The following is a 24,640-nucleotide window of genomic DNA, read 5'->3' on the forward strand; positions in this document are numbered from 1 at the left end:
TTGCGTTCAGGAGTTGAAGTCACACCGGGGCTGGGACGCGCGGCGGCGGTGTCCCGGCGCCCGACGGCTCAGCGGAGCCGCTGGCTGATGACCTTGGAGACGCCGTCGCCCTGCATGGAGACGCCGTAGAGCGCGTCCGCGACCTCCATGGTCCGCTTCTGATGCGTGATCACGATCAGCTGGGAGCTCTCCTGGAGCTCCTGCATGATCCGGATCAGCCGCTGGAGATTGGTGTCGTCCAGGGCCGCCTCGACCTCGTCCATCACGTAGAACGGGCTGGGCCTGGCCTTGAAGATGGACACCAGCATGGCGACGGCCGTCAGGGACCGCTCGCCGCCCGAGAGGAGCGACAGCCGCTTGACCTTCTTGCCGGGCGGCCGGGCCTCCACGTCCACCCCGGTGGTGAGCATGTCGCCGGGGTCGGTGAGGACCAGCCTTCCCTCGCCGCCGGGGAACAGCCGCGAGAACACTCCTTCGAACTCCCGGGCCGTGTCCCGGAACGCCTCGGTGAAGACCTGTTCGACACGTACGTCCACCTCCTTCACAACCTGAAGGAGGTCGGCCCGTGTCTTCTTCAGGTCTTCGAGCTGCTCGGAGAGGAACTGATGGCGTTCCTCCAGCGCGGCGAACTCCTCCAGCGCCAGCGGATTCACCTTTCCGAGCTGTTGGTACGCCCGTTCGGCCGACCTCAACCGTTTCTCCTGTTCCGCCCGCACGAAACGTGACGGCCGGTTGCGGGGATGGCCGGGATCGTCCGGCAGCTCCTCGCCCTCGGCGGGCGGCGACGGCGGGACGGGCCGGCCCGGTCCGTACTCCGCCACCAGCCCGGCCGGCTCCACCCCGAGCTCCTCCAGCGCCTTCGTCTCGATCTGCTCGATGCGCAGCCGCTTCTCCGCGCCGAGGACCTCGCCGCGGTGGACCGAGTCGGTGAGCTTGTCGAGCTCCCCCTTCAGCTCCCGCCCCCGGGCGCGGGCCGTGGCGAGCTCCTGCTCGCGCGCCGCCCTGGCGGACTCGGCCGCGGTCCGCTCCTGGTCGGCCCGTACGACCGACACCTCCACATGGGCCAGCAGCTGGCGGGCGCCCGACGCCACCGCCGCGGCGACCTCCGCCTCGTGCCGCAGCCGCGCCCGGCGCTGCTCGGCGCGGGCCCTGGCCTCGCGTTCGGCGCGGGCGCCCCGGTCCAGTGCGTCGGCGCGCCCGGCGAGCCCCTTGACCCGCTCCTCATGGGTACGGACCTGGAGCCGGGCCTCCATCTCGGTCTGCCTGGCGTTGGCCCCGTCGGCGGCGAGCCGGTCGCGTACGGCGGTGTCCGGTTCCTCGTCCCCCTGGCCCCCGGAAGCGGATGCCTCCTCGGCCACGAGCAGCCGTTCGGCCAGCTCCTCGGCCTCCTGCGTCGCCCTCTCCAGCGCCTCCTGCGCCCGCGCGGCGGCCGCCGCCGTCCGCTCGGCCTCGCCCGCCGCACCCCGGGCCTGCCCGGCGAGCCGCCCGAGTTGCTGGGCGACGCCCGACTTCTCCCGCTCGGCGGCCCGGCGCAGCTCGCCCAGTTCCTCGACCCGCGCCGCGCAGCGGCGGCGCCGTTCGGAGGCTTCGCTCCGGTGTACGGCGAGTTCCTCGCACCGCACGGCCAGTCCGGCGAGCTCGGCGGCCGCCTCGTCGACGGACGCCTGCACCTCCAACAGGCTCGGCGCTCCGGCCGACCCGCCATGGGCGAAGTGGGCGCCCAGCACGTCCCCTTCGGGGGTGACGGCGATCAGCTCCGGCCGGGAGCGGAGCAGTTCCTGCGCCTCCTCCAGCGTGTCGACCAGCACGACGTCGCGCAGCATCCGCCGCACGGCGGGCATCAGTTCCTCGGGGCCGCTCACCAGGTTCGCCGCGTGAAGCGGACCGCCGCCGCCCGTGCCCCGCTCCCCCGGCCCCCCGCCGGCGTCGACCGGGGCGCCGGCGGACACCGGGACGCCGACGCCCTCCGGGGCGCCGCCCAGCAGCAGCGCCGCCCGGCCGGCGTCCTGCTTGCGCAGCAGCCGGATCGCCTCGGCGGCGGTCGCGGGGTCCCGTACCGCGATCGCGTCGGCGGCCGCACCCAGGGCCGCCGCCACCGCGACCTCATGGCCCGGGGCCACGGTCAGCAGTTCGGCGGCCGGTCCGAGCAGTCCGCTCAGCCGGTCGCCCGCGTCGAGCAGCGCTCCGGTGCCGTCCTTGCGGCGCAGCCCCAGGGCGAGCGCGTCATGGCGGGCGGCCAGGGCGGCGCGCTCCCGTTCGGCCGAGGTGGACGCCTCACGGGCGGCGCTCTGCGCGGCCTCCGACTCGGCGAGCTCCCGCTTGGCCTCCTCGTGCCGCTCGGCGAGCTCCATGCCGCCCGCGTCCATGCCGTCGACCTCGGCCTTGAGCTGCTCGTACTCCTCCTGGGCGCGGGCCGCCCGGTCCCGGGCCTCGTCGCGCGCGGTGGCCAGCCGGTCGATCTCGGACCGGGCGGAGGCGGCCCTGCCGCGGGCGGCGTCGACCTGGCCGCTGAGCCGGGCCAGTCCCTCGCGCCGGTCGGCGATCGCCCGGGCCAGGTCCTTGAGGCGGCGCTCCTCGACGATGAGCTCGCGCTCCAGTCGGGCGCGGTGGGCGACGGTGTCCTCCAGCGCGCGTTCGGCGGCCTCCAGTGCCGCCCCCAGCTCCGCCTCCTGCTCGCGGACCCGGGCGGCCTCGCGTTCCATGTCCTCGGGGTCGCGCCCGCGCCGCTCCTCGGGAGGTTGCGCGGTGGCGCTCTTGACCCGGGCGTCGGCCAGCGACACCGTGCCGCGCACCCGTTCGGCCAGCCGCGACAGCTCGTACCAGGTCTGCTGGGCGCGCTGGAGGCGTGGGGCGAGGCGGCGTACCTCGTCCTCCAGACCGGCCTCGCGGGCCAGTGCGGCTTCGAGCTCCGCCTCGGCCCGCTCCTTGCGCTCCTTCAGCGCGGCCTCGTCGGCGATCTCGGTCCTCAGCGCCTCCTGGAGCCGGACGAGGTCGTCGGCGAGCAGCCGCAGCCGGGCGTCGCGCAGATCGGCCTGGATGACGGCGGCACGCCGCGCCACCGCGGCCTGCCGTCCCAGCGGTTTGAGCTGTCTGCGCAGCTCGTCGGTGAGGTCCTGGACGCGGGCCAGGTTGGCCTGCATGGCGTCCAGCTTCCGCAGCGCCTTCTCCTTGCGCTTGCGGTGCTTGAGGACGCCTGCGGCCTCCTCGATGAAGGCGCGGCGGCCCATCGGGTCGGCGTGCAGGACGGAGTCGAGCTGGCCCTGGCCGACGATGACGTGCATCTCGCGGCCGATGCCGGAGTCGCTGAGCAGGTCCTGGATGTCCAGCAGCCGGCAGGTGTCGCCGTTGATCTGGTATTCGCTGCTGCCGCCGCGGAACATGATCCGCGTAATGGTGACCTCGCCGTAGTCGATGGGCAGCGCGCCGTCGGCGTTGTCGATGGTGAGGGAGACCTCGGCACGGCCGAGCGGCGGCCGCCCGGTCGTCCCGGCGAAGATGACGTCCTCCATTTTGCCGCCGCGCAGCGTCTTGGCACCCTGTTCACCCATGACCCAGGAGAGCGCGTCCACCACATTGGATTTGCCCGAACCATTGGGGCCCACGACACAGGTGATGCCGGGTTCGAAGCGGAGTGTGGTGGCCGAGGCGAACGATTTGAACCCGCGCAGGGTCAGGGCCTTGAGGTGCACGCCCCCGGACTCTACCTGGCGCCCTTCGTTTGACCCATGAACGCGCAGGGCAGATCAGACGGTAGGAATCAGGCGTACTACAGGTGAACGTGGGGGGCGAAAAGAAAGAAGGGACGCCGTAGCGTCCCTTGCATATCTTGGGAGAGTGTTTCTCACCTTGCCCCGACGGGGCTGGGATCAGGTGAGCGCAGGCTCCGCCTTGGGTACGTCGATGTCGATGCCGTCAAGCAGCGACTCGCTGTGTGCGGCGGCGGTGAGCGCGTCGTTCTCGGACTGAATCCGTACCAGCTCGGACTCGAGGTCCTGGACGCGCTGCTGAAGCCGTCGCATCTCGGCGAGAAGTCGCGGGTCGGAACCGCCGACGTAACCGAGAAGCGCCTTTGCCATGATGGATGGTCCTCCACACTGAGTGACCGACCGAAGCGGTGTGGGTCGTGAGGGATTCGCACCCGCGGTGCTCGGCAGCATGTGGTGCCGCTGCGGTTCTTACCGCCGAACAGCTAAGGTGCGCGGGGCTTCCAGAGTCTCACCAAAAAGTTTGACGGTCAACACGATCACGCCCCGTATCAAGGGGCGACCGGGGGGCCAGCGGCCGCGGAGAAGCGGCGGCGCCACGCGCACGGTGCCCACAGGGGCGTGTGGATCATCCTTACCCGCGCAGCTTTCCATGACAACCCATTCTTGGCAATCACCAGGCCATTTTCCTCCATGGACACGCCTGGAGGCGGCTCGTGGAGGGTCGCCGCGCCGGCCCCGCCGGCGCCGCGACCAAGATTGTCAACGGATGGCGAAGCCGGTGTAGCCGCCGCGGGGCGTGTCCCAGATCTCAGTGACTCCGTCGACGCGTCCGGGTGTGTCGTCGGAGCGGAGCCACGCGAGCAAACGGTGGCAATTCTCACTCGGCCCCTCGGCCACCACTTGCACCCTCCCGTCGTCCAGGTTCAGGGCGAATCCGGTGATCTCTCCGATCTCCAAAGCGTTTGCCCTGGTGAACCAGCGGAAGCCCACTCCCTGTACTCGGCCGCGTACCCAGGCGGTGAGACGTGCGTCTTCGTTCATGGCTGCAACCTAACCAACCAATTGCTCTCGCAGCACTTCGCCCTCATGCGTCATGGCGTACAGTCCCGACGCAATGAGCCTCACCCGTTCGGGCGAGCCAGGTCGACGCCGCGGCAGACGCGCCGGGCGCACCAGTCGAACAGCAGGAAGGCAGAGCAGATGGGACGCCATCGTCGCTCCGGCGCCGTACCCGCCGAGGAGCACGCGGCAGGTACGGACCGTGGGCACCGGGGTGGTGCGCGCCGGAAGAAGCGGGCCCTCATGCCCGTACGCACCGGACTGCTCGGCGCGTCCGCCGCGATGGCGGTCGGCGCCGTAGCGGTGGCATCGGGTCTCCTGCCGGGAACCGACACCTACAAGATGGGCGGCAGCACGGCCGGCGACCAGGTGCGGGCGGACGGCTCCCCCGAGCTTCAGACGCAGGGCGAGACCAGCGCCACGCCGACCGGGCGGGCGTCGGCCTCCGCGAGCCGCAGCGCCGAACGCGCGCACGCCCCGTCGAAGACGCCGACGCCGACGCCGACTTCGACTCCGGCCAAGCCGTCCTCCTCGCCGCCGAAGCAGACCAAGGCACCGGAACCGGCACCGGCGAAGACGAAGACTAAGACGAAGAGCGCCGCCCCGACCCGCGAGGTCCCCGCCCCGGTCGCCCCCGAGCGGACCACCGCACGGGCCGAGGCGCCGGCCGCGACGGGCAGGGAGGCCGCCGCCGAGGCAGCGGTCCTCCGCCTGGTCAACGCGGAGCGGGCCAAGGTCGGATGCAGCCCGCTGCGCGCGTCCTCCTCACTGGCGTCGCTGGCCGGGTCGTTCAGCAAGGACATGGCCGAGCGCGGGTTCTTCTCCCACACGGACCCGGACGGGGCCACGCCCTGGGACCGGGCGCAGAAGGCCGGTGTGTCGGGGCTGGGCGCCGAGAACATCGCCCGCGGGCAGGTCGACGCCGAGGCGGTGATGGACTCGTGGATGAACAGCGAGGGACACCGCGCGAACATACTGAACTGCGACTACACGACCCTGGGTGTCGGCGTGCACTTCGAAGAGGGCGGCCCCTGGTGGACGCAGGACTTCGGATTCTGACCGCTCGGGCGCGACCTCACCGACCGCCGCGCGGCGCGCGCGCCGCGGCACCCGACCGCTGACCGTCCTGCGGCGCCCCCCGGAGGGTGGCGCTGTGCGGCAGTACGCTGAGGCGTATGGATGACGACCTCGCGTTCGACGTGTTCTCCCGGGCGTGCCCCTCGCGCGGCACGCTGGAGCATGTGACGGGCCGCTGGGGCAGCCTCACCCTGGGTGCCCTGTACGAGAGCGGCTTCCGCTTCAACGAGCTGCGCCGCCGGGTCGACGGGGTGAGCGAGAAGATGCTCTCCCAGACCCTGCACGCCCTGGAGCGTGACGGCCTGGTGCACCGGGAGGCGCAGCCCACGAACCCGCCGCGGGTGGATTACGGGCTGACCCCGCTGGGGCGGGCCGTCGCCGAGCGGCTGCTCGGGCTGATCCGGCTCGTCGAGGACCGGATGCCCGAGGTCCTCGACGCGCGCGGGCGCTACGACGAGGCGCGCGGAGCGGTCCTCGAAGGGGCGAGCACCGAGCGCGGCGGCCGCTGACAGCGCGGGCAGAAATAGCTGGACCGGTTCATCCACGGGCGGCGGCGCATCGGGGTGCCGCACCGCCGGCAGGGCTCGCCCTCCCGGCCGTAGGCGTCGAGCGATCGGTCGAAGTACCCCGACTCCCCGTTCACATTGACGTACAGGCTGTCGAAACTCGTGCCGCCGACGGCGAGGGCGGAGGTCATCACGTCCCGCACATGACCGAGGAGTTCGGTGGAGCGGGGGCGGGTGAGGGTCGCGGTCGGCCGGTCGTAGTGCAGCCGGGTGCGCCACAGGGCCTCGTCCGCGTAGATGTTGCCGACACCGCTGATCAGCGTCTGGTCGAGCAGCGCCCGCTTGACCGTCGTACGGCGCAGGCGCAGCGCGGTGTGGAAGGCGGCCTCGTCGAAGGCGGGGTCGAGCGGGTCGCGGGCGATGTGCGCGATCGCCTCGGGCAGCCCTTCGGGGGTGTTCTCGTGCAGGGACAGCCCGCCGAAGGTCCGCTGGTCGACGAAGCGCAGCTCGGTGCCGAGGCCGTCGTCGAAGCGGATCCGGATCCTCAGGTGCTTCTCGTCCCGCGCCTCCTCGGGCTGGACGAGGAGCTGGCCGCTCATGCCCAGGTGGCCGAGGACCGAGAGGTCGGTGTCCGCCAGGGGGAGCCACAGGTACTTGCCGCGCCGCATGGCGACGCCGACGCGGTGTCCCCTCAGCCGGGCCGCGAAATCCTCGCCGCCCGCGAGATGCCGCCGCACGGCCCTCGGGTGCAGCACCTCGACACCGGCCACGGTCCGTCCGCTCACCCAGCGTTCCAGGCCGCGTCGTACGACTTCGACCTCGGGCAGCTCGGGCACGGGACCGCTCCTTCGGGGCTCGAACGGGTGACGCCCGCAGCGTACCTCCCGCCGGGGGGCCGGCCGCGCACACCCCCGTTCGCGGGTACGGGGAAGAAAAGACCCCGCCGCACCGAGGTGCGACGGGGTGGAAGTGAAGACGTCAGGCCGTGGCCGAGTCCGCGGGGGTCTGGGGAGTCGAAGAGGTGTCGGCGGCCTCTTCGGCGGTGGCCTTGGCCACAGCCTCCCGTTCGTCCGCGGCGGCACGGATGGCCCGCCAGGCGGACTCCGCTGCCTGCTGTTCCGCTTCCTTCTTGCTGCGGCCGGTGCCGGTGCCGTACGAGACACCACCGACGCGGGCAGCAGCAGTGAAGGTCTTCTCGTGGTCCGGTCCGGTCTCGGAGACCAGGTACTCCGGTACACCGAGACCTTCGGCCGCGGTGAGCTCCTGGAGACTGGTCTTCCAGTCCAGGCCCGCACCGAGGTTCGAGGACTTCTCGATCAGCGGGTCGAAGAGCCGGTGCACCAGCTCGGACGCCACTTCGAGGCCCTGGTCGAGATAGACGGCGCCGATCACCGCTTCAAGGGTGTCGGCGAGGATGGACGCCTTGTCCCGGCCGCCCGTGCCCTCTTCACCACGGCCGAGCCGGATGAAGGAACCCAGATCGAGGCCGCGCCCGACCTCCGCCAGCGCACGCGAGTTGACCACCGCGGCCCGCAACTTGGCCAGCTGGCCTTCGGGCAGGTCGGGGTGGGTGCGATAGAGCGTGTCCGTGACCACCAGGCCGAGCACGGAGTCCCCGAGGAACTCCAGCCGCTCGTTGGTGGGCAGACCGCCGTTCTCGTACGCGTACGAACGGTGGGTCAGCGCACGCACCAGAAGGGCGGACTCGAGGTGGTACCCGAGCCGCCCTTCCAGAAGCGTGTGGGACGAGGCCGTGTTTTCCGCCTGCTTCTTGGCGTCATCCGCCGTTTTGTGGCTAGACACGGTGCCTCTCACCAGCCGCTCAGACCTCGAGGACCTGGCGCTTGTTGTACGTGCCGCAGCTCGGGCACGCGATGTGCTGGAGCTTCGGCTCCTGGCAACGCTCACACGAAACCAGGGTGGGGACCGCAGCCTTCCACTGCGACCGGCGGTGGCGCGTGTTGCTGCGCGACATCTTCCGCTTCGGAACAGCCACGGCTACTTCTCCTGCTTCTCGTCGACGCCCGCTTCGGCGCCGCCCATGTTGTCCTTCTCGTCGGTCCCGAGTGAACCGGCGAGTCCCTGCAGTGCCGCCCAACGAATGTCGACGGCGTCATGGTGGTGGTCCGGGTCGTCGTTCAGGCTCGTTCCGCATTCGGAACACAGCCCGGCACAATCCTCCCGGCACACCGGCTGCATCGGCAGTGCGAGCACCACCGCATCACGCAGCACGGGCTCGAGGTCGAACATGCCGTCCTCGAGCGGAGTCATGTCCTCGTCCTCGTCGTCGACCGTGTCGTTGTCGGAGGCCGCCTTCTTGCTGCGGCCACGATCGTCGGCGTCGGGGTACGAAAACATCTCCTGGAAGTCCGCCACGACCTCTTGGCGCAGCGGCTCCAGACACCTTACGCACTCCCCCTCGGCCGACGCACGGGCGGTGCCTGTGACAAGCACCCCTTCCATGACCGACTCAAGGCGGAGTTCGATTTCCACGGGCGCGCCTTCCGGCACGCCGATGACCCCTTCGATCCCGAGGTCCACGGGGGCCTCGACGGAGCGGGTCAGCCGCTGGAGGGCACCGGGACGCCGACCCAGCTCGTGCGTGTCGAACACGAGGGGGTTGCGGTGGTCGAGGCGCGTGCTCAGGGCTTTTCCTGCTTTCGGATCGTGGGGGAAGGCCGCCTCGTTCGGACGGGGCCGAAGCCGGGCAGCCGGGATCGCGGACGTACTCGCGACCGAAGAGCCAGGATACTGGACGCTTCGCCCTGGGCCCAATCCGGGCCTCAGTGCCCCTGCTCGTACCGGCGCAGCTGCTCCAGGTCGATCATGCTCGTGTCGAAGAAGCTGGTCTCGTCCAGCGCCGCGGCCTGGGGCTGGGGCTGCTGCTCGCCCTGGGCGAGGGGCTGGGACGGGACCTGCGGCTGCTGGTACGCGTACGGGTCGGTCTGCTGGACGTAGCCCTGGTCGTAGCCCTGCTGCTGGTACGCGTAGGGGTCCTGCTGCTGGTACCCGTAGGCGTCGTGCGCCTGCTGGGGCTGGTAGCCGTACGGGTCCGGGTGCTGCGCCGGGAGCTGCGCGTGGGCGGGCTGGGGTGCGTGGGCGGGCTGCCGGGGCTGCGGGGCGGGCTCCGGGTCGGCGAGCTCGGCGAGGCCGGCCAGGTAGTCGGCGTCGCTGGTGTGCTGCTGGTGGACGCCCGCCGCGTCCTGGGCCGCCATGTGGGCGCCGAGGTCGTCGGAGGCGATGCGGCCGTGCAGCTTCTGGCGGCCGCGCCCGACCGCGTCGAGGGTCTTGGAGAGCACGGCCTCGAAGGCGCCGAGCTTCGCGTCGACGTACTCGTCCGCCCGCTGGATCAGGGTCCCCGGATCCGCGCTGTACTCGGGGGCGTCGTCGTCGGCCGGGTCGGCGTAGCCCTGCCCGCCGGCCCCCGCGCCCCGGCCGAGGAGCTTCTCGCGGCCCCGGTCGACGGAGCCGATGGTCTTGGTGAGGACGACCTCGAAGTTGGCGAGCTTGGAGTCGACGTAGTCGTCGGCCTCGGCGCGGACCTCCTCGGCCTCACGGCGAGCCTCGGAGAGGATGCGGTCGGCCTCCTCCTGGGAGCGGCGGGCGACCTGGGTGTCCGAGATCAGCGAGCCCCGCTCGCTGTGCGCCGCCTCGATGATCCGCTCCGCCTCCTGGCGGGCCTGCTCGACCAGCTGCTCCCGGCCGCCGATCAGCTCCTGGGCCTGGGCCAGGGAGCCGGGCAGCGCCTCGCGCAGCTCTTCGAGCATCGCCAGCAGATCGGCACGGTTGACCACGCAGGACGCCGACATGGGCATGGAGCGGGCGCTTCGGACCGCCTGGACGATCTCGTCGAGCTTCTTCTGCACGTCCACCGTGTGCTCGCCACTCTCTACAGCCGGATTGGAGACGGACGGGACGACTGTAAGGCCAGTCGACGCCCGCCCGACACCGGGTGACGGCCCGTCAGCGGCTCACTTCTCGCCGAGACGCCGGACGAGGGCGTCGTGGACCGCCGGCGGCAGCAGGTGCGAGACGTCACCGCCCCAGGCGGCGACCTCCTTGACCAGCGAGGAGGAGAGGAAGCTGTACGTGGGGTTGGTCGGGACGAAGAGCGTCTCGACGCCCGAGAGGCCGTTGTTCATCTGGGCCATCTGGAGCTCGTAGTCGAAGTCGCTGACCGCCCGCAGCCCCTTCACGATGGCGGGGATGTCCCGCTCCTTGCAGAAGTCGACGAGCAGGCCGTGGTGGGACTCCACCTCGACGTTGCCGTAGTCGCCGGTGACCTGGCGGATGAGCTCGATCCGCTCCTCGACGGTGAACAGCCCCTGCTTGGACTGATTGATCATCACCGCGACGTGCACCACGTCGTACAGCTTGGAGGCGCGGGCGATGATGTCGAGGTGGCCATTGGTGATGGGGTCGAATGACCCCGGACAGACTGCGCGGCGCAACGGAAGTCCCTCGCTCTCCGGTCCGGTCATCGTGCGTCTTCGCACGTAGAGGCGGCGCGACCGTACCAAAACGTTCCCTCGCCGTAACGACGGGCCCGCAGCGGCTCGAATCCCTCCGGCCAGACGAACTCCCCGCCTCTGGTGCTGCGCTCCACGGTGACGAGGGCATCGGCCGTCAGCCACCCTTCCGCGCGGAGTGTGAGGAGGATCTCCCGAAGATCGTCGTCCGTGACGGCGTACGGAGGGTCGAGGAAAACGACGTCGTAAGGCTCCGCCGGCGCCGGCCCCGTCACGATCTGTTCCGCTTTGCCCGTGCGGACCTCCGCGCCGGGCAGGCCCAGTCCCCGGACGTTCTCGCGCACGGTCCGGGCGGCGCGGGCGTCGGCCTCGACGAGCAGGGCGTGGGCAGCCCCGCGCGAGAGCGCCTCCAGCCCGACGGCGCCCGAGCCCGCGTAGAGATCGGCGACCCGGACGCCGTCGATCGTCCCGAGGAGCGCCTCCCAGGTGGAGAAGAGCCCCTCGCGCGCCCGGTCGGAGGTGGGGCGGGTGCCGTTGCCCGGCGGTACGGCCAGGCGGCGTCCGCCGGCCGCGCCGGCGATCACGCGGGTCATCTGTGGTCCTTGTCCTTCACGAGAGCACGGAGAGGTCTGTGGGACCACGATATGGGCTTCTCCCGCCGCGGGCTCGCCCCGTGACGGGCCCCGCCCGTCCCGCGCCCGCGCCCGCGCCCACCCGGGAGCCGGACGGGAGCCGGGCGGGATCAGCCCTTGTCAGCCCTTGTCGAGGTACTGCTCGCGCTCCTTGTCGAGCAGCGCGTCCAGGGCCGTGCGCAGCTCGGGCAGCCGCTCCAGGTCCGGATCGGCGCTGACGACGGCCACCGCCTCCTCCCGGGCCGCCGCGATGACCTCCTCGTCGTCGATGACGGCCAGCATCCGCAGCGAGGAGCGCACGCCGGACTGGGCCTGGCCGAGGACATCGCCCTCGCGGCGCTGTTCGAGATCGATGCGGGAGAGCTCGAAGCCGTCCAGCGTGGAGGCGACGGCGGTGAGCCGCTGGCGGGCGGGGCTCGCCTCGGGCATCTCGCTGACGAGCAGGCACAGGCCGGGGGCGGAGCCACGGCCCACCCGGCCGCGCAGCTGGTGCAGCTGCGAGACGCCGAACCGGTCCGCGTCCATGATCACCATCGCGGTGGCGTTGGGCACGTTGACGCCGACCTCGATGACGGTCGTCGCGACGAGGACGTCGACCTCGCCCGCGGCGAAGCGGCGCATCACGCCGTCCTTGTCGTCGGGGTGCATCCTGCCGTGCAGGGCCGCCACCCGCAGGCCGGCGAGCGGGCCCTTCGCCAGTTGCTCGGCGACCTCCAGGACGGCCAGCGGCGGCCGCTTGTCGGGGTCGTCCCCGGCGGCCTTCTTCTTCGGCTCGTCGTCGCCGTCGCCGATCCGGGGGCAGACCACGTACGCCTGGTGGCCGTTCTCCACCTCCTCGCGCACCCGCTCCCAGGCGCGGGCCAGGAAGTGCGGCTTGTCCTGGGCCGGGACCACATGGCTGGCGATGGGCGAGCGGCCGGCCGGGAGCTGGTCGAGGACGGAGGTCTCCAGGTCCCCGAAGACGGTCATGGCGACCGTGCGCGGAATGGGCGTGGCCGTCATGACCAGCAGGTGGGGCGTGCGCTTCTCGCCGCCCCGGGCGTTCCCCTTGCCGCGCAGGGCGTCACGCTGCTCCACGCCGAAGCGGTGCTGTTCGTCGACGACGACCAGACCGAGGTCGTGGAACTGGACCTTGTCCTCGATCAGCGCGTGCGTACCGATCACGATGCCCGCCTCGCCGGTCACCAGGTCGAGCAGGGCGTGGCGGCGGGCCGCGGCGCCCATGGATCCGGTGAGCAGGGTCACCTTGGTGGCGTGGTCCGCGCCGCCGAGCATGCCGCCCTCGGCGAGCTCGCCCATCATCTCGGTGATGGAGCGGTGGTGCTGCTGGGCGAGGACCTCGGTGGGGGCCAGCATGGCGGCCTGGCCGCCCGCGTCGACCACGGCGAGCATCGCCCGCAGCGCCACCATGGTCTTGCCGCTGCCCACCTCGCCCTGGAGGAGCCGGTGCATGGGGTGCTCGGTGGCCAGGTCCTCGAAGATCTCCCCGGAGACCTTCTGCTGGCCCTCGGTGAGGGTGAAGGGCAGCCTGGCGTCGAACGCGTCGAGCAGCCCGCCGGGGACCGGCCTCCTCGCGACGGCCGGAAGCTGGGTGTCCGCGTAGCGCCGCCGGGCGAGGGCGACCTGGAGGACGAAAGCCTCGTCCCACTTGAGCCGGTCGCGGGCCTCGGCGATGTCGGCCTTCGTGCGCGGCCGGTGGATCCTGCGGAGGGCGTCCGGCAGATCCGTCAGTCCCCGGCCCTCGCGCAGCGCGGGCGGGAGCGGGTCGACCGCCTCCCGGGCGCTGGGCAGCACGGCGTCGACCGCCTTGGCGACCTTCCAGGACTCCAGCTTGGTGGTGGCCGGGTAGATCGGGATGAGGGCGCCGGCCCACGAGTCCACGGCCTCGCCCGCCTCGTCGCCGTCACCGCGCAGCAGTTCGTACGCGGGGTGGGCGAGCTGCAGCTTCCGGTTGAAGAGGGTGACCTTGCCGGCGAACATCGCGCGGGTGCCGGGCAGCAGGTCCTTGTGCGGCTTGTGCACGCCCTTGCCGAAGAAGACCAGCTGCAGCCGGCCGCTGCCGTCGGTGATCGTCACCTCCAGCCGCTGGCCGCGCCCCCTGGCGCCGTTGAAGGTCAGCACGCGCGCGTCCGCGACCTGGGCGACCACGGTGACGTGCTCGTCCAGCGGCAGGTCGGCGAGGGTGGTCAGTTCACCGCGCTCCGCGTACCGCCGGGGGTAGTGGTGGAGCAGGTCGCCGACCGTGTGCAGGTCGAGGTGCTCGGCCATCACCTTCGCGGTGGCGGGGCCGAGCAGCTTCTTCAGGGGTTCGTCGAGCGCAGGCACGCGTTCCATTGCACACCACGCCACCGACAGAGGCGCGCACCTGTGGAGAAACCCCCGTCCACCGCGGTGTCACCCGCACCGCCACCGTGCGCCCGCCCTCGTGCGGCGCGGCCCTCCGTGGCGCCGGGGCCGGCCCCGGGACCGGCCCCCGCATGGGCCCTTGAGCCGGCGGGGGCGCCCTGCTCGACGCCGATCACTCGACGCCGATCAGGAGCGGGGAGATCTGGCTGCCGCCCGGGTAGGTGACCGTGTCGACCGCCAGGTGCGTCTCCCTGACGTGGTCCTCCAGCCGCCGCGCCAGGTCCGCGGGGGCGTCGTCCGCGAGGACCAGGGTGACCAGTTCCCCGCCCGCCGACAGCATCCGGTCCAGGACGGTCTCGGCCGTCTTCGCCAGGTCGTCGCCGATCACCGCCACGTCGCCGTCGATGAGGCCCAGGACGTCGCCGGCCTGGCACACCCCGGCCGAGGTGAACGACCGGTGCTCCGCGACGGCCAGTTCGCCGTAGCGGGTGGCGCCCGCCGCCGCGGTCATCGCCACCACGTCCTCGTCGAAGCGGCGGTCCGGTTCGTGGACCGCGAGCGCCGCGAGGCCCTGCACGGCCGCGCGGGTCGGGACGAGGGCGACCCGGACGCCCTCGGCACGCGCCTGTTCGGCGGCGGCCGCCGCGGTGTGCCGCAGTGCGGCGGAGTTGGGCAGGATCACCACCTCGCGCGCGTGGGCCCGTCTGATGGCGTCGAGCAGCTCCCCGCTCGCGGCCGGCTCCCCGGGCCTGGCCAGCACCGTCGTGGCGCCCGCCTCGGCGCACAGGCCCGCGAGCCCCTCGCCCGGCAGGACCACCACCACGGCCCTCTGGGCGCGTTCGGCGGGGGCCGCCCCATCCGCGCTGTCGGCGCCGAAGTGGGTGATCCTGATCCGGTACGGGCGGCCCGCCTCGATCCCCGCCTCCACCGCCGCGCCCGCGTCGTCGACGTGGACGTGGACGTTCCACAGGCCGTCGCCGCCGACGACCACCAGCGAGTCGCCGAGCTCGTCGAGCCGGGAGCGCAGCCGGGTCACGGCCCCGTCGTCCGCTTCCAGCAGGTAGATCACCTCGAAGGCGGGCCCGCCGTCCGCGCAGGGTTCCCCGACCGGCACGGTCGCCCGGTGCGCGCGGGCGGGACGCGCGGGCGCCTGCCCCGACAGGGCCTCCACGAGGGCGCCCAGCACCGCCACCAGCCCCCGCCCGCCCGCGTCCACGACACCGGCACGCTCCAGGACGGACAGCTGGTCCGGGGTGGCCTCCAGGGCGGTCCGCGCCCCCTCGTACGCGGTGCGGGCCACGGCCACCGGGTCGGTGGCGCCCGCGGCCGCGGCGGAGGCGGCGCTCGCCACGCTGAGGATCGTCCCCTCCACGGGGTGGGCGACCGCCTGCCGGGCCGACACCGCGGCCCGGCGCAGGGCCCTGGCCAGGTGAGCTCCGTCACGGCCCTGGGCCAGTACCTCGCTCATGCCGCGCAGCAGCTGGGCCAGGATCGTCCCCGAGTTGCCACGGGCTCCGATGAGGGCGCCGTGGGCCATGGCCCGTACCGCGTCCTCGACGGAGACGTCCGCGGCCGTCCCGTGGGCGGCGAAGACGGCCTCCACGGCCTGGTTCGCGGACTCGACGGTCAGATAGAGGTTGGTGCCGGTGTCGCCGTCCGCGACCGGATAGACGTTGATCGCGTCGATGTCCTCGCGCTCCCGGCCGAGAGCCTCCAGCGACAGCGAGCACCAGGCACGGACCACGGCGGAATCGATGGTCTGCGGCACCGGGTGATCCTCCTTGGGCTGCGAGCTGCACCGCAGGGTAGACCCCGTTCGGGACGGAGGGCCGGGGCGGGGGCCGGGCGAGCCGTGGTAGTTTCGTTGTACCGAAGCAGTCGTTGTATGCTGCTCCGGTTGCCCGATGAAAGTCGGGCCATTCCCCCGGCAACGCCACTTCAGTCACTGACCTGATTCCGGCACGCCGGTTTCACTGTAAGTGCACCTGAAGTCTTTGGAGTGACCCGTGGCTGCCAACTGCGACGTCTGCGGCAAGGGGCCGGGCTTCGGCAACAACATTTCGCACTCGCACCGCCGTACGTCTCGTCGCTGGAACCCGAACATCCAGCGCGTGCGTGCCGTGGTCGGTCGGACGCCGAAGCGGCTCAACGTCTGCACCTCGTGCATCAAGGCCGGCAAGGTCTCGCGCTAAAGGTGGTCCCCTCCCGTGTGAGCGGGAGATGACCCTCGCGACGTTTCGTCGTAGCGCAGCCCCTGCGGTTGCCTTGAGAAGCCGGTCCACCTCGGTGGGCCGGCTTTTTGCCGTACCCGGAACCGGAACAGAGCCGGGAACGGAACGGGTCGCGGACCGGGACCACCCGGGTCCGTCCCCGGCCCGTCCTCCCGTACGCGCGACCGCCGCAGGGTGACCACCCCGCGTGACCGCTCCCGCACGGGCGGGAGCGGCCGGCGGACGCTCGACCGGTGGACCGGGCGGGGCCGGCCGGAGGGGACACCGGTCCGGCCCGCCCGTACGTCTGCGACACCGGTCACATCCGCCCCGCCCGGCAGCGGCCGCGCGGCCGCTCAGCTCCGCCGCGCGCGCCACGCCCAGCCGTGGTCGACCGGGCCGATCCCGCTCCCCAGCGCGAAGCCGGCGGCGATGGCGCCGGTCACGTACTCCTTGCCCGCCCGCACCGCCTCCGGCACCGACAGGCCCTGCGCCAGCCCGGCCGCCACCGCCGAGGCGAGGGTGCAGCCGGTGCCGTGCGTGTGCCGGTTGTCGTGCCGTGGCGCCCGCAGCCAGTGCTCCTCGGTCCCGTCCGTCAGCAGATCGACCGCGTCCCCGGACAGATGGCCGCCCTTGATCAGTGCCCAGCGCGGTCCGTACGCCAGTACGGCGTCGGCCGCCCGCCGCAGATCGTCCTCGCCGCGCACCTCCACCCCGGTGAGCTGGGCGACCTCGTCCAGGTTGGGCGTGGCCACGGTGGCGACGGGCAGCAGCCGCTCCCGGACGGAGCCGAGCGCCGAGGCGGCCAGCAGCGAGTCGCCGTGCTTGGACACCCCGACCGGGTCGACGACCACCGGCGCGTCCGTCCCGGCGAGCAGCTCCGCGACCGTCTCCACGAGCGCCGCGGACGCCAGCATGCCGGTCTTGACGGCGTGGACACCGATGTCGTCGACGACGCTGCGGTACTGCGCCCGTACCGCCTCCCCGGGCAGCTCCCAGGCGCCCTGGACGCCGAGCGAGTTCTGCGCGGTGACGGCGGTGACGACGCTCATGCCGTGCACGCCGAGGGCCAGCATGGCCTTGAGGTCGGCCTGGATCCCGGCGCCGCCGCCCGAGTCGGAACCGGCGACGGTCAGCACCCGGGGTATCACGCGTCCTCCCCGAAGTGGTCCCAGCCGCCCGTCGAGTGCCAGGGCGCGCCGTCGACGGTCACCTGGGGCAGCGCCGAGGGGTTGAGCACCTCACCGATGACCTTCCAGCGGGCGGGCAGCTTCACGTCCGGGGGGAAGGTGGCGACGATCGCGTGGTCCTCTCCCCCGGTGAGCACCCACTGCATCGGGTCCACGCCGACGGCCTGCCCGATGTCGTTCATCTGCGTCGGTACGTCGATGAGCCCGGAGCGCAGGTCGATCCGCACCTTGCTGGCCTCGGCGATGTGGCCCAGGTCGGCGATCAGGCCGTCGCTGACGTCGCACATGGCGGTGGCGCCGAGCCCGGCCGCCGCGGGGCCCGCGTGGTACGGCGGTTCGGGCCGCCGGTGCGCCTCCACGAAGGCGCGCGGCGAGCGGAAGCCACGTGAGAGGACCGCGTAACCGGCCGCCGACCAGCCGAGCCAGCCGGTGTAGGCGACGACGTCGCCGGGCTGCGCGCCTCCCCGGGTGACCGGTTCGTGGTTGCGCAGGTCACCGAGGGCGGTGATGGAGACGGTGATGGTGTCGCCCCGGACGACGTCGCCGCCGACCACGGCCGCGCCGGCGACCTGGCACTCGTCGCGCAGGCCGTCCATGAGCTCCGTGGGCCAGGAGACCGGGAGTTCGGCGGGGACGACCAGGCCGAGCAGCAGCGCGGTGGGCACGGCGCCCATGGCGGCGATGTCGGCGAGGTTCTGGGCGGCGGCCTTGCGGCCGACGTCGTAGGCGGTCGACCAGTCGCGCCGGAAGTGCCGTCCCTCCAGCAGGATGTCCGTGCTGGCCACCACGCGCCGGTCGGGTGCGGACACGACCGCGGCGTCGTCGCCCGGTCCGATCCGTACCGCCGGGGTGGAGGTGAGCCGCGACGTGAGCTCCCTGATGAGCCCGAACTCGCCCAACTCGCCCACAGTGCCCTTCACCGAGGTTCACCTCTCCATGTCGTCGTGGACGCCACCAGCGACCTGCGTCCTGAGCCGGGGTTGCGGGGGCCGCGCGGCGCGTCCGCGCGTGTCGCTCTCCCCCGGTGGGCGCGGCGCCGCCGCGCCCCTTGCGCCCCCGCGCGGTCGCGGTCGCGGGCCGCCACTGCCGTAGATACCGTCGAGTGGACGGTCAACTCTGTGTTCCGTACGCCGACCGCGCACGCCACCGGCCCCGCGGGTCTCCCCCCGGCCCACGACGACGCGGTACCGTGGCGTCCCTTTCGTTTCCACAAGATCCTCGTGGCCGCTGTGGAGGTTCCGTGGTACAGGCGTACATCCTTATCCAGACCGAGGTGGGCAAGGCGTCGACCGTCGCCGAACTCATCTCCAAGATCCCGGGGGTGATCCAGGCCGAGGACGTGACGGGTCCGTACGACGTGATCGTGCGCGCCCAGGCCGACACGGTCGATGAGCTCGGCCGCATGGTGGTCGCCAAGGTCCAGCAAGTGGACGGCATCACCCGCACTCTGACCTGCCCGGTCGTGCACCTGTAGCCCCCGTCTACCCTTGGCCGGTGATGTCTTCCCGCCGGTTCGTCTCTCTGCCCGTCGCTGCCGCCGCTGTACTGCTGGCGGCCGCGGGCTGTTCCTCCACGGACGCGGAGGCGTCGATCACGGTTCCCAGCCCGCCGCCGGAGGAAGCCTCCCTCTGCAGCGCGCTGCACAAGGAGCTGCCGGAGACCGTCGCGGGGCTGGACCGGAGTGATCCGGAGCCGGGTTCCGATCTGACCGCCGGATGGGGGGACGGGGCGATCGTACTGCGCTGCGGGGTCGCCCGGCCCCCGAGGATGGGCGACCCCCAGGCAAAGGGGGTCGAAGCGGACGGGGTCAACTGGCTGCTGGAGCAGCGTGAGGGCGACGGTCCGCGCTTCACCTCCACGTACCGCGAGGCGTACGTGGAAGTGTCGCTGGACGGGCGCTTCGAGCACGACGCCGGTCCGCTCGTGGATCTCGCCGGCGCCGTGAAGAAGGCGGTCCCGCCCAGCCTGTAGCACTGCCGGGGCCCTCGGCGCCGTCGGCCCCGCCCGCGCGGTACGGCTTCCGGGGCCCGGCCCGGCATCCCGGCGCGGTGGGGCGTCCAGGACCGGTCCCCGGCCTCGTGCCCGCCCCCGGCCGGGGGCCGGCGGTCTAGCGCAGGCCGGTCGGACGGCGCAGGGCGGCCTCGATGAGCCGGTCGATCAGCTCCGGGTAGCTGACGCCGCTCTTCTCCCACATGCGCGGGTACATGGAGATCGGGGTGAAGCCCGGCATGGTGTTGATCTCGTTGATCACGAACTCCCCCTCGTCGGTGAGGAAGAAGTCCGCGCGCACCAGGCCCTCGCAGGACACCGCGTCGAACGCGGCGACGGCGAGCCGCTGCACCTCGGCGGTCTGCTCGGGGGTGATCGGCGCCGGCACGACGCCGGAGGCCGAGTCGATGTACTTGGCCTCGAAGTCGTAGAACTCGTGGTCGGTGACCGGCGGGATCCAGGCCGGCTCGCTGGCGCGCGGGCCGTCCTCGAACTCCAGGACGCCGCACTCGATCTCGCGGCCGCTCAGCAGCGACTCGACGAGGATCTTGGGGTCGTGGCGGCGCGCCTCCTCGATCGCCTCGTCGAGACCGGAGAGGTCGTCGACCTTGGTGATGCCCATGGAGGACCCGGCCCGGGCGGGCTTCACGAAGAGCGGCCAGCCGTGCTCGCCGGCGAAGTCGACGATCTTCCTGCGGGCGGCGGAGGGATCCCGCACCCACTCGCGGGGGCGGATCACCTCGTACGGGCCGACGGGCAGCCCGTAGGAGATGAACACCCGCTTCATGTACTCCTTGTCCTGGCCGACGGCCGAGGCGAGCACGCCGGCGCCCACGTAGGGCACGCCGGAGAGCTCCAGCAGGCCCTGGAGCGTGCCGTCCTCGCCGTAGGGACCGTGCAGCACGGGGAAGACGACATCGACGTCACCGAGGACCTTCGGCACGGAGCCGGGCTCGCTGTAGACGACCTCCCGGTTGGCGGGGTCGACGGAGAGGACGACGGTGCCCTCGTCGGACTCGGCGAGCTCGGCGACGCTCGGGAGCGAGCGGTCGGCGATCGCCATCCGTTCCGGGTCGTCGGCGGTCAGCGCCCAGCGGCCGTCCGCGGTGATGCCGATGGGCAGCACGTCGTACTTGGTCCGGTCGATGGCGCGCAGCACGGCACCGGCCGTGACGACGGAGATGGCGTGCTCGGAGCTGCGCCCGCCGAAGACGACGGCCACGCGCGGCTTACGCCCGGGGCTGGTGGGGAGGTTCTCGCTGCTCATATCGCGTTGAGGGTACCCGGCCCGGGGTGCCCGGCGGGATTCCCCCCACCGAACACCCACCGGGTTGCGCCGACGGTGTGCGCTCAGCGCCGTTCCGGCTTCGCGCTGCGTGACATCAGTTCCTTGAGCGCGACCATCGGCGGCTTGCCCTCGTGGACGATGCCGACGACGGTCTCCGTGATGGGCATGTCGACGCCGTGCCGGCGGGCGAGATCGAGCACGGACTCACAGGACTTGACGCCTTCGGCGGTCTGCTTGGTGACGGCGATGGTCTCCTGGAGGGTCATGCCCCTGCCCAGGTTGGTGCCGAAGGTGTGGTTGCGGGAGAGCGGCGAGGAGCAGGTGGCCACCAGGTCGCCCAGGCCGGCGAGGCCGGAGAAGGTCAGCGGGTCGGCGCCCATCGCCAGGCCCAGGCGCGTCGTCTCGGCCAGTCCGCGGGTGATCAGCGAGCCCTTGGCGTTGTCGCCCAGACCCATGCCGTCCGCGATCCCGACGGCCAGCCCGATCACGTTCTTCACCGCTCCGCCCAGTTCGCAGCCGACGACGTCGGTGTTGGTGTAGGGGCGGAAGTACGGGGTGTGGCAGGCGGCCTGGAGCCGCCGGGCGACCGTCTCGTCCTGGCAGGCGACCACGGCGGCGGCCGGCATGCGGGCCACGATCTCCTTGGCCAGGTTGGGCCCCGTCACCACGGCGACGCGGTCCGAGGAGACCCCGGCGACCTCCTCGACGACCTCGCTCATCCGCTTAGCGGTGCCCAGTTCGACACCCTTCATCAGCGAGACGAGCACGGTGCCGGGGGCCAGCCGCGGCGCCCAGGCGGCGAGGTTGCCGCGGAGGGTCTGGGAGGGGATGGCCAGCACCGTGAAGTCGGCGTCCCGCGCGGCTTCGGCGGGGTCGGTGGTGGCCCGTACGGACGCGGGGAGTTCGGTGCCCGGGAAGTAGTCCGGGTTGGTACGGGAGGCGTTGATGGCGTCGGCGACCTCCTGGCGGCGGCCCCAGAGGGTCACGTCGCAGCCGGCGTCGGCGAGCACCATGCCGAAGGCCGTACCCCACGAGCCGGTTCCGAAGACGGCCGCCTTGACGGGGCGTGTCACTTCACTTCCTCCCCTGCGGCCCTGCGCCGCTGTTCCAGCCTGGCCTTGCGATGGTCATAGGGCTCCGGTGGCGCCTTCTCTCCCCGCACCTCCTGGAGCAGCTCGGTGATCGCGGCCATGATGACCTCGGTCGCCTCGCGCAGCACGTCGGGGGTGGGCTCCCGGTCGTAGAACCGGGTGAGGTCCACGGGCGGCCCGGCGAGCACCTTCAGCGTCTTGCGCGGAAGGAGCCGGAGCCTGTCCCGCTTGGCGTAGGGCGGCATGGCCAGGTTCGCGCCCCACTGGGCGACCGGGATGACCGGCGCCTTGGTGAGCAGGGCGACGCGGGCGGCGCCGGTCTTGCCCGCCATCGGCCACATGTCGGGGTCGCGGGTGAGGGTGCCCTCGGGGTAGAAGGCGACGCACTCACCGCGCTCGATGGCGGCGACGGCGGCCCGGAAGGCGTCCAGCGCGTTGGTGGTCTCGCGGTAGACCGGGATCTGGCCGGTGCCGCGCAGCATCATTCCGACGAACGAGCCCTTGAAGAGGCCGGCCTTCGCCAGGAAGCGCGGTACCCGTCCGGTGTTGTACTGGAAGTGCGCGTACGACAGTGGGTCCAGATACGAGTTGTGGTTGACCGCGGTGATGAATCCGCCGTCGTCCGGAATGTGCTCCATTCCCCGCCAGTCCCGCTTGAACAGAACCACCAGTGGTGGTTTTGCGATGACCGCCGCCAGGCGGTACCAGAAGCCGATTCTGCGGCGGGACACTCGGACACCTTCCTCTGTGACTGGCTGGCCGGGGGTCAAGTGTCGCCCCGGGCCCCCGGTCTGTCGAGAACACCGTACGCCCCACCGCGGGGACCGGCCGGGACCAGCCCTCCGGGCTGCGCCACGGCCGCGCCACAATGGCCCCGATGCGCAAGGACGGAGAGCTCCCCGTGAAAGCCGACCCGGCCGGTCCATGGTCGTTGGTCGTCCCACTCAAACCCCTTGTACTGGCCAAGAGCAGGCTCGCCGCCGCCGCGGGGCCCCTGACGCGCAGGCGCCTGGCGCTCGCGTTCGCACAGGACACCGTGGCGGCGGCGCTGGCCTGCCCGGCGGTACGGGATGTGGCGGTCGTCACGGACGACCCCCTGGCCGCGCTCACGCTCGGCGCCCAGGGGGCCCGCATCCTGCCCGACGGCCCCGCGGCGGGCCTCAACGCCGCGCTCGCGTACGGAGCCGAGACGGTCCGCGCCCACCGGCCCGACGCACCGGTCGCGACGCTCAACGCCGACCTTCCGGCGCTGCGCCCCGGGGAGCTGGCACGGGTTCTGGCAGCCGCGGCGGAATTCCCCCGTGCTTTTCTGACGGATAGCGCGGAAATCGGTACGACATTGCTGTCGGCCGCTCCCGGAGTGGAATTGCGCCCCGCTTTCGGCGGCGCGTCGAGACGCCGCCATTTACTGTCGGGCGCGGCGGAAATCACGCTGGCCGACGTCCGTTCCGTACGGCAGGACGTGGATACGGGCGAGGATCTGCGGGCGGCACTGGCGCTGGGCGTGGGGCCGCGCACGGCCGAACAGTGGGCCGCGGCGTTCCGTCCGGCCGGCGGGCCGGCGGACGCGGCGGGCGGACCCGGTGCGGATAGGCTGCCGCTCATGCAGGCGACCGCGTACACGTACGACCCCGAATCCCGCAGCGGAAGCGTGCTGCTCGACGACGGGACACCGGTGGACTTCGGCACGGCGGCCTTCGACGCCGGCGGTCTGAGGCTGCTGCGGCCCGGGCAGCGGGTCCGGATCGAGACCGAGGGCGAGGGCACGGGCCTGCGCATCACCCTGGTGACGCTCCAGACCTTCTGAGGCCGCGGACCTTCCGAGGGCCCTTCCGACGCGGCCCTTCCGGCGTCACCCGCGCCGCCGGCTGCGCGCACCGGAGCCGGACGCACCGCGGGCCGGGCTCCCTCCTGGGGAGCCCGGCCCGGCGTGTGAGCGGCCGGATGGGCCCACGGCGCCTACTTCTTGCGCGCGGTGGTCTTCTTGGCGGTGGTCTTGCGCGCCGTGGTCTTCTTCGCGGGCGCCTTCTTCGCCGTGGCCTTCTTCGCCGGTGCGGTCTTCGCGGTGGTCTTCTTGGCGGTCGTGGTGGTCTTCTTGGCGGGGGTGGCCTTCTTCGCCGCCGTCGTCGTGGCGGTCTTCTTGGCCGCCCCGGTGGTCGCCTTCTTGGCGGGGGTGGCCTTCTTCGCCGCCGTCGTCGTGGCCGTCTTCTTGGCCGCGGTCGCCGTCGTCTTCTTGGCGGTGGTCTTCTTCGCCGTCGTCTTCTTGGCGGTGGCCTTCTTGGCCGCGGCCTTGGCGGTCGTACGGGTCGGAGCACCGCCCGAAAGGCTGCCCTTGGGCGCCTTCTTGACCGAGACCTCGCCACCCTTGGGGAGCTTCTTCGTGCCGCTCACCAGGTCCTTGAAGCCCTGACCGGCGCGGAAGCGCGGAACCGAGGTCTTCTTGACCCGCACGCGCTCGCCCGTCTGCGGGTTGCGGGCGTAGCGGGCGGGCCTCTCGACCTTCTCGAACGAACCGAAGCCGGTGACCGAGACCCGGTCACCGCCGACGACCGCACGAACGATCGCGTCGAGTACCGCGTCGACAGCGTCCGCGGCCTGCTGACGGCCGCCGACCTTGTCGGCAATCGCTTCTACGAGCTGCGCCTTGTTCACGTCTTCCCCTTCGGAGACATTGCCGGAACGAAAGTGTCCAAGCTTTTCGCACGTTAGGCAGATATATACCGCAAATCAAACACGAAACGGGCTAATCACCCTAGTGCCGCAACGAATCGGCCGCCGCGGAGTTCGGAGAGTTCAGTCACCTTCGGGGAATCGACCCTCATCGAGGTCCTTCATCAACCGGTCCAGACGTCTTGCCGCGCCTGCGAGATCGTGCTTCGCCGCGGCCGTGATGACCAACAGCTTCCGGGACAGCGCCATCCGTACGCCCTCCGGGACTTGCAGTGCGCGCACTCGGGAGTGCGCTTCTTTCAGTCGGGCTGCGACCGCCCCATAGAGCTCGAGTTGGCTGTCGCGGTCCATGCACCGATTGTGCCATCTGGGGCGAGTTGTCGCCTCCGTAGGGGGTAACTAGGCT

Annotated in this window: 24 protein-coding genes and 1 pseudogene; 6 read left to right on the plus strand and 19 right to left on the minus strand. The window is 72.1% G+C overall.

Annotation, left to right across the window (positions count from 1 at the left end; genetic code table 11):
• Window positions 1-68: 68 nt before the first annotated feature.
• The 3 genes from smc to PUR26_RS31595 form a co-directional block, all read right to left on the minus strand.
• Window positions 69-3,689 (minus strand): chromosome segregation protein SMC, encoded by a 3,621-nt coding sequence (gene smc / locus PUR26_RS31585; protein ID WP_329877783.1) that lies wholly within the window; start codon window positions 3,687-3,689, stop codon window positions 69-71.
• 177 nt (window positions 3,690-3,866) lie between these two features.
• Window positions 3,867-4,076: a hypothetical protein gene (locus PUR26_RS31590; RefSeq protein ID WP_329877785.1), complete on the minus strand. Its 210-nt coding sequence runs from the start codon at window positions 4,074-4,076 to the stop codon at window positions 3,867-3,869.
• Window positions 4,077-4,466: 390 nt separating this feature from the next.
• The gene (locus PUR26_RS31595) at window positions 4,467-4,748 is read right to left on the minus strand and encodes an acylphosphatase (protein ID WP_329877787.1); all 282 of its coding nucleotides are present in this window, start codon (window positions 4,746-4,748) and stop codon (window positions 4,467-4,469) included.
• 159 nt (window positions 4,749-4,907) lie between these two features.
• On the opposite strand from PUR26_RS31595, the gene PUR26_RS31600 reads away from it, so the two are divergent.
• A complete protein-coding gene (locus PUR26_RS31600) occupies window positions 4,908-5,825 on the plus strand; it encodes a CAP domain-containing protein (RefSeq protein ID WP_329877789.1) in 918 nt (305 codons plus the stop codon).
• 116 nt (window positions 5,826-5,941) lie between these two features.
• On the plus strand, window positions 5,942-6,352 hold the full coding sequence (locus PUR26_RS31605) for a winged helix-turn-helix transcriptional regulator (protein WP_329877791.1): 411 nt from the start codon (window positions 5,942-5,944) through the stop codon (window positions 6,350-6,352).
• Here PUR26_RS31605 and mutM read toward each other — a convergent pair.
• From mutM to PUR26_RS31650, 9 genes are all read right to left on the minus strand, one after another.
• Window positions 6,292-7,185: a bifunctional DNA-formamidopyrimidine glycosylase/DNA-(apurinic or apyrimidinic site) lyase gene (gene mutM / locus PUR26_RS31610; protein ID WP_329877793.1), complete on the minus strand. Its 894-nt coding sequence runs from the start codon at window positions 7,183-7,185 to the stop codon at window positions 6,292-6,294. The two genes, PUR26_RS31605 and mutM, sit on opposite strands and share 61 nt — an antisense overlap.
• A gap of 142 nt (window positions 7,186-7,327) precedes the next feature.
• Window positions 7,328-8,164, minus strand: a complete 837-nt coding sequence (gene rnc / locus PUR26_RS31615; protein ID WP_329877795.1) for a ribonuclease III — start codon at window positions 8,162-8,164, stop codon at window positions 7,328-7,330.
• Between the two features lie 7 nt (window positions 8,165-8,171).
• Complete coding sequence (rpmF, locus tag PUR26_RS31620; RefSeq protein ID WP_003965982.1) at window positions 8,172-8,345, minus strand: 50S ribosomal protein L32; 174 nt, start codon at window positions 8,343-8,345, stop codon at window positions 8,172-8,174.
• A gap of 2 nt (window positions 8,346-8,347) precedes the next feature.
• Window positions 8,348-8,962 (minus strand): YceD family protein, encoded by a 615-nt coding sequence (locus tag PUR26_RS31625; RefSeq protein WP_329877797.1) that lies wholly within the window; start codon window positions 8,960-8,962, stop codon window positions 8,348-8,350.
• Between the two features lie 170 nt (window positions 8,963-9,132).
• A complete protein-coding gene (locus PUR26_RS31630; RefSeq protein ID WP_329877799.1) occupies window positions 9,133-10,221 on the minus strand; it encodes an ATP synthase F0 subunit B in 1,089 nt (362 codons plus the stop codon).
• A 99-nt stretch (window positions 10,222-10,320) separates the two neighbouring features.
• Window positions 10,321-10,800 (minus strand): pantetheine-phosphate adenylyltransferase, encoded by a 480-nt coding sequence (gene coaD / locus PUR26_RS31635; RefSeq protein WP_329877801.1) that lies wholly within the window; start codon window positions 10,798-10,800, stop codon window positions 10,321-10,323.
• 26 nt (window positions 10,801-10,826) lie between these two features.
• Window positions 10,827-11,411, minus strand: coding sequence for a 16S rRNA (guanine(966)-N(2))-methyltransferase RsmD (gene rsmD, locus PUR26_RS31640; RefSeq protein WP_329877803.1), 585 nt, complete (start codon window positions 11,409-11,411; stop codon window positions 10,827-10,829).
• A 159-nt stretch (window positions 11,412-11,570) separates the two neighbouring features.
• Complete coding sequence (gene recG / locus PUR26_RS31645; protein WP_329877805.1) at window positions 11,571-13,784, minus strand: ATP-dependent DNA helicase RecG; 2,214 nt, start codon at window positions 13,782-13,784, stop codon at window positions 11,571-11,573.
• Between the two features lie 184 nt (window positions 13,785-13,968).
• Window positions 13,969-15,564, minus strand: coding sequence for a DAK2 domain-containing protein (locus tag PUR26_RS31650; protein ID WP_329877807.1), 1,596 nt, complete (start codon window positions 15,562-15,564; stop codon window positions 13,969-13,971).
• A 238-nt stretch (window positions 15,565-15,802) separates the two neighbouring features.
• Between PUR26_RS31650 and rpmB the strand changes: the two genes are divergently transcribed.
• Window positions 15,803-15,988, plus strand: a complete 186-nt coding sequence (gene rpmB / locus PUR26_RS31655) for a 50S ribosomal protein L28 (protein WP_003957616.1) — start codon at window positions 15,803-15,805, stop codon at window positions 15,986-15,988.
• A gap of 374 nt (window positions 15,989-16,362) precedes the next feature.
• Here rpmB and thiD read toward each other — a convergent pair whose 3' ends face one another.
• Together thiD and PUR26_RS31665 are read right to left on the minus strand one after the other, a co-directional pair.
• Window positions 16,363-17,157, minus strand: coding sequence for a bifunctional hydroxymethylpyrimidine kinase/phosphomethylpyrimidine kinase (gene thiD, locus PUR26_RS31660; RefSeq protein ID WP_329877809.1), 795 nt, complete (start codon window positions 17,155-17,157; stop codon window positions 16,363-16,365).
• Window positions 17,154-18,116 carry a thiamine-phosphate kinase gene (locus PUR26_RS31665; RefSeq protein WP_329877810.1) on the minus strand — a complete coding sequence of 321 codons (963 nt, stop codon included), beginning with the start codon at window positions 18,114-18,116 and terminating at the stop codon, window positions 17,154-17,156. The genes thiD and PUR26_RS31665 overlap by 4 nt, the downstream gene beginning before the upstream one ends.
• Window positions 18,117-18,436: 320 nt before the next feature.
• Between PUR26_RS31665 and PUR26_RS31670 the strand changes: the two genes are divergently transcribed.
• A complete protein-coding gene (locus tag PUR26_RS31670; protein WP_329877812.1) occupies window positions 18,437-18,670 on the plus strand; it encodes an Lrp/AsnC family transcriptional regulator in 234 nt (77 codons plus the stop codon).
• Window positions 18,671-18,693: 23 nt separating this feature from the next.
• Window positions 18,694-19,167 (plus strand): DUF3515 domain-containing protein, encoded by a 474-nt coding sequence (locus PUR26_RS31675; RefSeq protein ID WP_329878563.1) that lies wholly within the window; start codon window positions 18,694-18,696, stop codon window positions 19,165-19,167.
• 136 nt (window positions 19,168-19,303) lie between these two features.
• Here the strand turns inward: PUR26_RS31675 and PUR26_RS31680 are convergent, their stop codons facing one another.
• From PUR26_RS31680 to PUR26_RS31690, 3 genes are all read right to left on the minus strand, one after another.
• The gene (locus PUR26_RS31680; protein WP_329877814.1) at window positions 19,304-20,452 is read right to left on the minus strand and encodes a D-alanine--D-alanine ligase family protein; all 1,149 of its coding nucleotides are present in this window, start codon (window positions 20,450-20,452) and stop codon (window positions 19,304-19,306) included.
• A gap of 83 nt (window positions 20,453-20,535) precedes the next feature.
• Window positions 20,536-21,546, minus strand: coding sequence for an NAD(P)H-dependent glycerol-3-phosphate dehydrogenase (locus PUR26_RS31685; RefSeq protein WP_329877816.1), 1,011 nt, complete (start codon window positions 21,544-21,546; stop codon window positions 20,536-20,538).
• Window positions 21,543-22,295, minus strand: a complete 753-nt coding sequence (locus PUR26_RS31690; RefSeq protein ID WP_329877818.1) for a lysophospholipid acyltransferase family protein — start codon at window positions 22,293-22,295, stop codon at window positions 21,543-21,545. The genes PUR26_RS31685 and PUR26_RS31690 overlap by 4 nt, the downstream gene beginning before the upstream one ends.
• 146 nt (window positions 22,296-22,441) lie before the next feature.
• On the opposite strand from PUR26_RS31690, the pseudogene cofC reads away from it, so the two are divergent.
• Window positions 22,442-23,104, plus strand: a pseudogene (cofC, locus tag PUR26_RS31695) (2-phospho-L-lactate guanylyltransferase); the annotation flags it as partial.
• Between the two features lie 419 nt (window positions 23,105-23,523).
• Here the strand turns inward: cofC and PUR26_RS31700 are convergent.
• Both PUR26_RS31700 and PUR26_RS31705 read right to left on the minus strand, forming a co-directional pair.
• Complete coding sequence (locus tag PUR26_RS31700) at window positions 23,524-24,216, minus strand: HU family DNA-binding protein (RefSeq protein WP_329877820.1); 693 nt, start codon at window positions 24,214-24,216, stop codon at window positions 23,524-23,526.
• A 141-nt stretch (window positions 24,217-24,357) separates the two neighbouring features.
• Window positions 24,358-24,585: a hypothetical protein gene (locus PUR26_RS31705; protein WP_329877822.1), complete on the minus strand. Its 228-nt coding sequence runs from the start codon at window positions 24,583-24,585 to the stop codon at window positions 24,358-24,360.
• Window positions 24,586-24,640 lie beyond the last annotated feature (55 nt).

The organism is Streptomyces sp. SP18CS02 (assembly GCF_036322365.1).
Classification (GTDB): domain Bacteria; phylum Actinomycetota; class Actinomycetes; order Streptomycetales; family Streptomycetaceae; genus Streptomyces.

Coding starts and splice junctions, on each gene's coding strand:
- PUR26_RS31590 (WP_329877785.1), bottom strand. CDS start 4,076: ATGGCAAAGGCGCTTCTCGGTTACGTCGGCGGTTCCGACCCGCGACTT.
- PUR26_RS31595 (WP_329877787.1), bottom strand. CDS start 4,748: ATGAACGAAGACGCACGTCTCACCGCCTGGGTACGCGGCCGAGTACAG.
- PUR26_RS31600 (WP_329877789.1), top strand. CDS start 4,908: ATGGGACGCCATCGTCGCTCCGGCGCCGTACCCGCCGAGGAGCACGCG.
- PUR26_RS31605 (WP_329877791.1), top strand. CDS start 5,942: ATGGATGACGACCTCGCGTTCGACGTGTTCTCCCGGGCGTGCCCCTCG.
- rsmD (WP_329877803.1), bottom strand. CDS start 11,411: ATGACCCGCGTGATCGCCGGCGCGGCCGGCGGACGCCGCCTGGCCGTA.
- recG (WP_329877805.1), bottom strand. CDS start 13,784: ATGGAACGCGTGCCTGCGCTCGACGAACCCCTGAAGAAGCTGCTCGGC.
- PUR26_RS31675 (WP_329878563.1), top strand. CDS start 18,694: ATGTCTTCCCGCCGGTTCGTCTCTCTGCCCGTCGCTGCCGCCGCTGTA.
- PUR26_RS31680 (WP_329877814.1), bottom strand. CDS start 20,452: ATGAGCAGCGAGAACCTCCCCACCAGCCCCGGGCGTAAGCCGCGCGTG.
- PUR26_RS31705 (WP_329877822.1), bottom strand. CDS start 24,585: ATGGACCGCGACAGCCAACTCGAGCTCTATGGGGCGGTCGCAGCCCGA.